This is a genomic window from Acidobacteriota bacterium (assembly GCA_016208495.1).
Classification (GTDB): domain Bacteria; phylum Acidobacteriota; class Blastocatellia; order Chloracidobacteriales; family Chloracidobacteriaceae; genus JACQXX01.
This window is the reverse complement of record JACQXX010000145.1, coordinates 38,934-50,090: the sequence shown is the minus strand read 5'-3', so window position 1 is coordinate 50,090 and position 11,157 is coordinate 38,934. Positions and strand designations below refer to the sequence as shown.

Annotated in this window: 3 protein-coding genes; all 3 read left to right on the top strand. The window is 53.5% G+C overall.

Annotated elements, in window-relative coordinates; translation table 11 throughout:
* Positions 1-421: 421 nt before the first annotated feature.
* The 3 genes from HY774_27540 to HY774_27530 all read left to right on the top strand — a co-directional run bounded on the left by HY774_27540 (position 422) and on the right by HY774_27530 (position 10,794).
* Positions 422-4,063, top strand: a complete 3,642-nt coding sequence (locus tag HY774_27540; GenBank protein ID MBI4752259.1) for a tetratricopeptide repeat protein — start codon at positions 422-424, stop codon at positions 4,061-4,063.
* Between the two features lie 259 nt (positions 4,064-4,322).
* Positions 4,323-4,724, top strand: coding sequence for a hypothetical protein (locus tag HY774_27535; protein ID MBI4752258.1), 402 nt, complete (start codon positions 4,323-4,325; stop codon positions 4,722-4,724).
* A 1,039-nt stretch (positions 4,725-5,763) separates the two neighbouring features.
* Positions 5,764-10,794, top strand: coding sequence for a hypothetical protein (locus tag HY774_27530; protein MBI4752257.1), 5,031 nt, complete (start codon positions 5,764-5,766; stop codon positions 10,792-10,794).
* The last annotated feature ends 363 nt before the right edge of the window (positions 10,795-11,157 follow it).

Below are 11,157 nucleotides of genomic sequence, written 5' to 3'. Positions count from 1 at the left end.
CCCGGATGGGCGCTGGAACAGGAGTCGTGAGCCAGCAGCCGAAACTTCCACGAAAACCGGGACCCGAACCAGCTTCCAGCGCCCATCCAGGCGCAAATCACTGCGGACCGACGATCCGGTGGTGTGCCCAAAGCGGCAAACCACCGGCTATTGTCCGGCGCCCATCCGGGCGAAAGCCAATCTTGACCCTCTTTTCATTTCCAAACAAAGAATTGCTGGTAAAAAACCTCGCTTGATTAAAAATGCTTCACTCGGTTAGGTTTACAGTCCCAGGATTGTTTTATCCAATGTGCCATATAACCCACAGGGGAGCGCGGGGTGTCTTGCCCGCAGTCGGTTGGAATTGAAATGCCAGCGCTCCCATCTTTAACTGAATGCCATTGTGCCTGCTGAACCGATAGCTGGAGTAAGGAGAACCCGCATGCCGCTGTGGTTGCAACAACTCAAGGCGATGATATTGATTGGAGTCTTTATCCTCCCAATGCCACCCTTTGCCCAGGCAAGGCAAAGCCAACCGGCCAGCGCCCAGAAAAAAGCTCACTCCCCAGACTCTCAAGACTTGTCCGGAGAGCATGACCTGAACGGCGGTGAAAAACACGCCTACCCGTTGAAGCTTAAAGCCAATGACTACGTGAAACTGGTCGTGGAGCAGCGCGGGATTGATGTGGTGGTGCGGCTGATTGGCCCGGATGGAACACCATTGCAAGAAGAAGACAGTCCCAACGGTGTGCAGGGACCTGAACCGCTTTCATTCATCGCGGAAAAAGGTGGACGCTACCAGCTTGAAATTGAATCGTTGGAAAAAGACGCGCCGTCTGGAAGGTATGCCCTCAAGCTGGACACACGCAGGAAGGCGACAAAACAGGATCGGGCTGAGGTTGAATTGGAAAATCTGAACGAGGAAGTGAGTATCCTGGAAGATGAGGGAAAGTATGATCATGCACTTCCACTGGCTCAGCAAGCCGTGGACACCGCTGAACGGCTCCTGGGCGCTGACAGCCTGGTACTGGCCACCAGTCTTAATACCCTCGCCAATCTCCATCATTCCAAAGGCAACTACGCTCAGGCTGAATCACTGTACCGACGTGCGCTGGCCATCCGCGAGAAAGGGCTTGGGCCTGACCACCCGGACACGGCCACCATCCTCAACAACCTGGGTGTGCTGTATAAAAACACTGGCGACTATGTACAGGCTGAACTCCTGTACCAGCGGGCACTGGCTATTTGTGAGAAAACGGTTGGCCCGGATGATCTGGAAACTGCCAATAGCCTGAATAACCTGGCAAATTTTTACAGTGACAAAGGCGACTATGCCCGGGCTGAGCCGTTTTACCAGCGGTCACTGGCTATTTTTGAAAAAGCACTGGGTCCCGACGATCCGGAGGTTGCCGTCAGCCTCAACAATCTGGCCCAGTTCTTCTGGGCGACTGGCGATTATGCCCAGGCTGAGCGGTTCTTTCAGCGTTCCCTGACCATCTGGGAAAAAGCGCTTGGGGCTGACCATCCGAATGTTGCGACCAGCCTCAACAATCTGGCGTCACTCTATAATGACAAAGGCGACTATCCGAAAGCCGAACCACTCTATCAGCGTTCTTTGGCCATTCGTGAGAAAGCGCTCGGTCCTGACCATCCGGAGACGGCCACCAGCCTCAACAATCTGGCTGAATTCCACCGTGAAAAAGGCGACTACACGAAAGCCGAGCCGCTCTACCAGCGTTCCCTGGCCATTCGTGAAAAAGCGCTTGGGCCTGACCATGCGGAGACCGCCGACAGTCTCAACAACCTGGCGAATCTCTATGAGGATAAAGGTGATTCGGCGAAGGCCGAGCCGCTCTACCAGCGTTCCCTGGCGATTTATGAAAAGGCGCTCGGGCCTGACCATCCGCTGGTTGCCACCAGTCTCAACAACCTGGCGAATCTGTATCAGGACAACGGCGACTCAGCCAGGGCCGAGGCGCTCTATCAACGTTCTCTGGCGATTAGTGAAAAGGTGCTGGGGCCGGACCACCCGGAGACGGCCACCAATCTCAGCAATCTGGCGAATTTGTATCAGGACCAGGGTGACTCCGCGAAGGCCGAGCCCCTCTACCAGCGCGTCTTGTCCATCCGTGAAAAAGCCCTTGGTCCAGATCACCCGTCGGTTGCAACCAGCCTCAACAATCTCGCCTTACTGTATGATGACAAAGGTGATTATCCACGGGCCGAGCCGCTGTTCCGGCGGTCGCTGGCGATCAGAGAACGGGCGCTGGGCCCAGACCATCCGTTGGTCGGTGACAGTCTCAAAAATCTGGCTGAGTTGTATCAGGCCAAAGGCGAAACAGCGCAGGCGATTATGTTTTTGACCCGGAGCAACGACACCACCGAACGCGATTTGATTCGCAACCTTGTTTCCGGTTCCGAAAGCCAAAAAGCGCTTTATCTCAAACAAACCAGCTCCCAGACCGATCAAACCATTACGTTGCAGGTCCAGGCAGCGCCCCGAGACCCGGCAGCGTTACGGGCTGCCGTAACCGTGATTTTGCGCCGCAAAGGCCGATCACTGGATGCCATGACCAGTGCGATTGCGGTGTTGCGGAATCAGCCAAATCCAGAGACGCGAAAACTGCTGGAGGCTTATACCAGTCTGGCCAATCAAATTTCGATTGTGACACTCAACGGATCTGGAAAGAAAAACCCGGAAACGCATCTGGCCGATTTGCGCGAACTGGAGAATCAGAAAGAAAAATTGGAAGCGGAGATCAGCACCCGCAGCGCCGAATTTAAAACTGAGGTGACACCAATCACACTCGAAGGCGTTCGAAAGCTGATTCCAGCCGGTGCCACCCTGGTGGAGTATGCCGTCTATCGTCCCCGAGACGTGAAGACCCACCGGTTTGGGAATCCTCGCTTTGTTGTCTATCTGCTCGATCAAAGTCAAGAAATCCGATTTGCCGATTTGGGTGAAGTCGAGCCCATTCAACAAGCTGTGACCGCGTTTCGCCGCGCAGTGAGCAATCAAGCTTCGTCAGATGGCTGGTCCCGCACACTCGGCCTTGCAGCTCAAGCGACTGGAGGCAGTTCCACTCAAGCCAATGTTAAAGTGGTTGGACACCACCTGGAAAAGCTCATTTTTGAACCCGTCAGGAACTTGATCGGTTCGTCCACACACCTGTTGATTTCACCGGATGGAGACTTGAACCTGATTCCGTTTGCGGCTTTGACAGATGGTACGGGAAAATATCTGGCGGAAAATTACCTCTTGACTTATCTGACCAGCGGGCGGGATTTGCTGCGACTGCAAGTCAAAACCAACAGCCAGGAGCCCCCTTTTGTTCTGGTCAACCCGATGTATGGAACTGGAAAAGGGCCAGTGCTATTTGGGAACAATTTCGCCCCGTTGTCACAACTCAAGGGAACTCTCGACGAAGGGAACTTCCTCAAGGGGTTATTCCCAGATGCCACCCTGCGCCTGGAGACCGCCGCCACAAAAAAAGCCCTTCAATCCGTCACGAGACCTTCGGTGGTGCATATTGCCACCCACGGTTACTTTCTCAAAGATACACCCCAAGACACCTCAGCCACTGACGAGGAAAAACGATTGTTGACTCGCGAAGACGAATTGCGCTCGGTGGATTATGAAAAACTGTGGGAGGCAAACCCACTGTTGCGGTCGTGTCTCTTTTTCGCGGGCGCCAACACCGGCGGTACCAATTCCGATGATGATGGAACGCTGACAGCCCTGGAAGCGGCGCAACTCAATCTGTGGGGAACCAAACTGGTCGTTTTGTCGGCCTGTGACTCAGGCGTGGGCGATGTCAAAAACGGTGATGGGGTCTATGGGTTACGCCGGGCACTGGTATTGGCCGGGAGCGAAGCGCAGGTGATGAGTCTGTGGCCAGTGTCGGATCAAGGCACCAAAGAGTTGATGACAAATTTCTATCGCCGCTTGAAAGCCGGAGAAGGCCGCAGCCAGGCACTGCACAACACCCAGTTGGAAATGATGAAAAGCCGAAAATGGCGGCATCCATTTTACTGGGCGGCGTTTATTCAATCGGGTGCGTGGACGAACCTGGAAGGGAAATAATACCAATTTGTAGTCAGTAGTCAGTAGTCCTTAGTTCACTAAGTTTATTTGATTGAATTACTTGACTGTTTTCTAATAGGAGGATTCCATTGCAACTTGGTATAAGTACCTTACCGAAAATTCCCAGATATTTTTAACCACGAAACACACGAAAAACACGAAAAGAATCAAACACTTTCCAGGTTCAATCCGTCAGGAAATTTTTGACAAGATCCTGTGCCGCCCAACGGCGAAATCCTTCTCAATGAGGAGAACAAAGATGATGAGGTGGATGAAACACTTCACGGCGGTGGTGATGGTTGGAGTCTTTATCTTTTCAATCCCAGGCTTTACTCACGCCAAACAAAGCAAGCCATCCAAAATCCAGGAAGAGTCTCAGCCTTTTATTCCCCCAGAATCCCAACCCCTGAACGGCGGTGAAAAACACACCTACCCGTTGCCGCTCAAAGCCAACGACTATGTGAAACTGGTCGTGAGCAACGCGGGATTGATGTGGTCGTGCGGTTGGTTGGGCCAGATGGAAAAGTCATCCAGGAAGTGGACAGCCCGAACGGCATACAGGGCCCGGAGCCGATTTCCTGCATCGTTGAGCAGCCAGGGAGCTACATCATTGAAATTGAAGCCCTGGAAAAAACTTCCAAGGCTGGGAAGTATGAACTGAACGTGGAAGCCATAAAAACCGCCACCGAGCAGGATCGTGCCGGAATTGAGATTGAGAACCTCAATTTGGTAATTGCTCAAACCACAGCAATTCTTTATTTGGCTTTCAGTGTTTTCTTAGTTCTCAACGTTCAAGAGTTTTGAGGGTCACGACTCTCAAATCAAAAAATCAAAACAAAGAATTGCTGCTCAACCCAGTAGATGGTCTGTAACTAATTGATTCTTTTGCACTTGTACTAGGGTCAAAAAAGCGGTTTTAAAAACGATCAACGTAGAATCAATAGTTTACAAGCTTTATGAGCTTTTTTCTAGGTGTTGTTGAATGACAATAACTCCTTATTTCAAATAGCTTTACAAGAAGTTGGGGGTGGATTGAGCAATTACGTTTTTTATTCATCTTTGGGTTTCTTTCTTCAGCCGGATTCCAGTGTCAGGCGGCGGATCAAACCCCAACGGGCCAGACCCCAGGACCCACGCCACCGGTTCTAATTGTTGGCCGGGAAGAATCGTTTTCATTCGACCACTACCATACAATTCCACACGTCTGATCTCAAAGCAGGCCACAATGCAGAACGGAAGTTGACATATTTATTGATTTTATCCAGTGACTCATGTAGTTTATCCAGATTCAAAGGTTTTTGGACCAATCTCTTATACTGGCAGTCTGACTCATTGGTTATGGCGAGCTGAGTTCTCCTAAGTTTTATGCGGACCTGAGTAGGTTACCACTCAGATCCGTTTTGAAAAGCCAAATCATCTGTATCAGATAGTCGCTTTCAATCAGCGAAGCCAATGAAGATATCAATGATCTGAATTCCAAACAGCAGTAATTCACTCGCTTTCCTACCCATTCGGAAAGCCCAGTTTTGTCAAATTCTTGAGTTTTTGATGAGCCAGTGATGGCTGGCGACTTCTTTGCTCATTAAAGACTAGCTCCCAATCATTCAGAAGGGAGTTTTTCCCGTTCAGCGTCATCCAAGACGATTTGTCACTGATGATGCTCAATGCTCCGGAATCCGGAAAGGAGTTCCTTGAAATCCATGAGTACCCACATATCCAACGATCATAAATCTGTTTCCACCACGGCCAAGCCAGTCCTGGGATGGTGGAAATTCCGTCGTGTTCCAGCCTTGAAAATCGCCTCCATGCTGGTGATTGTGCTTCAACTTCTGACCTGCCTGCCGCTGCAGGCACTGGCTTTCAACCTCAACGACAACTCAGAATCCCCGAGGCCGACCCAGCTTCAGAAGCAGACTGGGAAGGTAAATCGGACTGTTCCAAAAAGTGACCCGCTTCCGCAGTTTCCAGTGTTTTCATCATCACCAACAGATGCCCAGATCACCCAGGCGCGGGTATTTGACGAACCGTTGACGGCTATCGGAAAGCGCGGGGATACCTTCACTTCCATGGTGGAAAACAAAGCACTGGCCCAGGCCATCACGGCCTATCTCAAGGCTGGAGACCCCGGCAATGTAGAACCATTCACCGAATTTCTGGACCGATATCCAGAATCGGCCTGGCAGACGTCGGTGTGGTTGAATGTCGGCCAGGTGTACCGACACACCGGGTACTTCCAGAAAGCACTGGATGCCTGGGAAACCGCCTGGAAGGCTGGGAAAGCCGAAACGAAGCCCGAGGCGGTAGAGGTCGTCAATCGGGTGGGAGCGGAACTGGCTCAATTGAACGCCCGGCTGGGACGGGTTGAGCGGTTGGAGTCGCTGCTGGCGGAACTCAAAGGCCGATCCCCACGTGGGACGACGGCTGAAATGATCGCTGGTGCCGAGGCGGGGTTGTGGCTGATGCAAACCCATCCGGAATCGGCGTTTCGGTGTGGACCGCTGGCACTACGGCATCTGTGCCGGATGGCAGGACTCAAGGCGGATACACCAAAACTGACCGACTTCAAGGCAACCGGTCAGGGCACGTCGCTGGCGCAAATTGCAGCCGTGGCACAGGACCTGGGAATGTCATACCAGATGGCCAGACGTTCGGCAGGGGCAGCGTTTGTAACACCCGCGATTGTCCATTGGAAAACCGGGCATTTTGCCGCCGTAACGAAACACTTTGATGACGGACCACTCAAAGGAAAGTATGTGGTTCAGGATCCGGCCTTTGGTGAAGAGCTGGTGGTCAGCCAGGAGGCATTAGAAGCGGAAACGAGTGGCTGGTCACTGGTCAGCCGAGGGGAATTGCCACAGGGCTGGGCGGCAATCAGTGCCCAGGAAGCCGGTCAGGTGTGGGGGAAGGCCGCCACCCAATATTGGGATCCGGATACGACCAAACCCCGTGACCTCAAGGCGCACGGGGGTCGTGGTCAGGGAGAGAAAGGATTGCCGGTCTATGATTTCCATCTGGCGCTGGCCAGCTTGAACATCGTTGATACGCCAGTTGGCTACACCCCACCGCGCGGGCCGGCGGTCAATTTCACGGTGACGTACAATCACCGGGAGATGACACAGCCGGGAACCTTTACCTATTCCAACCTGGGCCACCTGTGGACGCATAACTGGCTGGGATATGCGCAGGTTGATCCGGGAAACGCGTCAACAGCGTTTCTGTACGAGCGGGGTGGCGGTCGGGAAATCTTCAAGAACCTCAATTCGGGGACGCAACTCTACGATGTTGGGTTTTGGAGTCAGTCAAAGCTCAAAAAGCTGACCACCGGGTTTGAGCGGCAGATGCCGGATGGCGGGATTGAGAAATACGAACAATCGGACGGCGGGAGCAATCCACGGTACTTTTTGACCCAGGTGATTGACCCGCAGGGGAAAGCCGTGACGTTGAGCTACGATAGTTCATTGCGATTGACCGCCATCACGGATGCGATTGGGCAGGTCACCGAGTTGTCCTATGGAGTGACGGGCGATCCACTCAAAATCACGCAGGTTGAAGATCCATTCGGGCGGACAGCCACCTTTGAGTACAATACCTCTGGACAATTGATTGAAATCACCAATGTCGTGAGCCAGGCGTCGGAATTTACCTACACCAGCGGGGACTTGATTTCGTCACTGACGACACCGTATGGGACGACGGACTTTGCCGCCGGGCAGGAGAACGAAGGCAGCACCAGCGGGAAACGGTGGGTGGAAGCGATTGACCCGTATGACGATAAAGAGCGGGTGGAGTATTTGCATTCATCCGGAGTGACGGTGACCGAGGGGTCGGCGCCGAGCGGGATGACGACCACGAGTTCGGATTTTTGGAACAGTTGTACATTTTATTGGGACAAGCGGGCGTGGAGCGAGGCATCGGGACTGTCGTCGCCAAACTACTTCCTCAAAGCGCACGTCATCCACTGGGCACGCACCCAGGACAACAACCTGACCACAACGAGTGTGATCCAGCACGAAAAGCGGTCACTGGAAAACCGGGTGTGGTACAACTATCCGGGACAAAGCCAGTCGGATGTGGTCGGGACAATGAACAAACCGACGAAAATCGGCCAGATTGTAGCGGACAACCCGCTGGGGTCGGCCAACAGCACCAAACTGATCACGTGTGAATACAACGAGTTCGGCCACCTGACCAAACTGATTGATCCTTACAAACAAGGGAGCAACCAGGGACGGCGGACGACGTTCACCTATGCCTCAAATAACATTGATCTGACGCAGATCAAGCAAGGGATCGAAGGGGTAAGCTCCAGCGATGAGGTCCAGTTCGACTTCACAAACAATTCGTTGCACCAGCCGCTGACGATCACCGACCCCGCCAGGAAAGTCACCACCTTGACGTACAGCAGCCATGGCCAGCCGCTGACGAAGACCAATGCCAAAAGCCAGACATTCACGTATGCCTATAACTCAAATGGGTATCTGACGACGGTTACGGGGCCGACGAGCGAAACGGCGTTGCTGACCTATACCTATGACAGTGCGGGACGGGTGGATACGGTGACGAATTCGGATGGGTACGCACTCAGCTATGATTACGACAACCTGGACCGGTTGACGCGTACGACCTATCCAGACACCACCTATCAGGAATTGACCTACAACAAGCTGGACGTCAGCCAGGTTCGGAATCGGCTGGCGCAGGTCACAACCAGGGCCTACGATGCCTTGCGGCGGGTGACGGTCGTCACCGACCCGCTGGGGAGAGAAACCACCTATAGTTGGGACAAGAGTGGTGGCGTGTACCAGATCAAAGATGACAAAGACCAGATCACGACCTGGAATCGGGACATTCAGGGCCGGGTGACCAACCAGGAGCTGGCCAACGGCAATGAGTGGAACGCGACCTATGACGATATCGGACGGTTGCAACAGGTCACGGATGCCAAAAACCGGGTCAAGTATTACCGGTATCTGCTCGATGACAACCTGTACAAAATTGATTACCAAAGCACGCCAGTCACAACACCAGATGTAACCTACCAGTACAGTCCGAAATACAATCGGGTGACGCAAATTGATGATACCGCTGGGGATTCCATCGTTTATACCTATCATCCAGTGACGACGGGAGGAACGCTGGGGGCCACGCAGCTCGACACGGTGTCAGGCGACAACGGAGACGTGTCATATGACTATGACGAGTTGGGACGGGTGGTCACCCAAACCGTGAGGGATGTCGCGAGAACAATTACCTATGATGCCCTCGGACGGCAGACCGAGGACGACAATGCCCTGGGCACATTCACGATCAGCTATGCAGATTTGAGCAACCGGGTCACGCAGATCAGCGGGCCCAATAGCCTCACGACAACCCTGAGCTACTATGGCAACAGCGGGGATCGCCGGCTGCAAACGATTCTCAACAAAAAAGGGACAACAACAATTTCCGAGCGCGAGTACGGGTATAATACACTGAACATCACCAGCCTGGACCGAGGATTAGCGACCAACGATACGTTCAGCTATAACGCGGCGGAACTGGCACAGTACGTTGAAGCCAATTCAGGCGGGGGAACCACCACCAACTCCTACACCTATGACACGGCCCGAAACATGACAGTGGAGGGCAATAACGGCGTCAACACCACCTCGACCTTCAATTCAACCAATCAACTGGTGACCCGTCAGGTCGGAAGCGGCTCGACGGTGACATTGACCTATGACGCCAACGGGAACTCAACCTACGATAGCAACTCGACCAATACGTTTGACGATGAAGACCGGCTGTTGACGATGACCGATGGCAACAAGGAAGCGATCTTTACCTATGATTGTCTTGGAAACCTGAAAAACATCGTCGGCAAAGTCAATGGAACGGCGGTCACCAATCGTGATTTCATCTGGTGTGGGGATCAACCCTGCTGGGAGAGCTTCAACGTGCCGGGTGTACCGGGAACGACGGTTATCAAGCGGTTCTTTGCCCAGGGGGTCAAGCAGGACAGTGACAAGTATTTCTACATGCGAGACCATCTGGGAAGTGTCACCGACGTGATGAAAAACAACAACTCCTCGGTGGATTCGCGCTTTCACTATGATCCGTGGGGACGCCAGACCCAGACAGTGGGAAGCTGGGCAGCGGATATCGGGTATGCCGGGTACTTCCATTACGCTCCGGCAACGACCAACATCAAACTCAACCTGACCGCCTCGCGGGCTTACAGTCCGAAACTGGGACGGTGGCTGTCGCGGGATCAGAGTATGACGCCAGGGGGCATTTCGCGCGGGATGACTGATCCGGTCAATGCCTATGCCTATGCCATGGACAATCCGATTAACCTGAAAGCAGGTGGGAGAGCCACGTACAGTGTAGCTGGCGCCCCTGCTGGCACAGCCATACCAGTTCTTTCTTCAGGGTCTCTGATGCAGACTGGGGGTGTGATCGAGCCTCCCCTTGATCCATCTGGTCTGATGCTGACTGGGGGTATGATCGAGCAGCCCATTGATCCATCTGGTTGGAGTCAGCAATATCTTCGTTCAGGGTCTCTGATGCAGACTGGGGGTGTGATCGAGCCTCCCCTTGATCCATCTGGTCTGATGCTGACTGGGGGTATGATCGAGCCTCCCCTTGATCCATCTGGTCTGATGCTGACTGGGGGTATGATCGAGCAGCCCTTTGATCCATCTGGTTGGAGTCAGAACTTTTATAATTTGGGTCCTCAGTCTATGAAGTAGACGCCGGCTCGTAGCCCAGGGCGAGTCTTCGAGCCCTGGGAATTCGAGTCATTCCCCACCTTTTCCCCGCCCGGCCAGCCGCCGCCTACGGCGGCGGCTGGCCGGGCGGGAGTGAGGAGGCGACGTTTTCCCAGGGTTTGCACCCTGGGCTACATGCCTTCCGCCCAGTTCCTGGGCTCAAATCCGCTCTTTTTTCAACTCTTAATTCGCATTTATATATAGGGGGCGTTAAAAAATAAGTTCCTGAGAGAGCGATCACCTTTGTACGCCCAGGTTTTTGGTTTTGCACCGCGAAGCGTTGCAGTTCGGATAGCCGGTCGGTTGGCCGCTTTGGGCCTACCACCGGACCCAAGCGCCACCCCT

Coding starts and splice junctions, on each gene's coding strand:
- HY774_27535 (MBI4752258.1), top strand. CDS start 4,323: ATGATGAGGTGGATGAAACACTTCACGGCGGTGGTGATGGTTGGAGTC.
- HY774_27530 (MBI4752257.1), top strand. CDS start 5,764: ATGAGTACCCACATATCCAACGATCATAAATCTGTTTCCACCACGGCC.
- HY774_27540 (MBI4752259.1), top strand. CDS start 422: ATGCCGCTGTGGTTGCAACAACTCAAGGCGATGATATTGATTGGAGTC.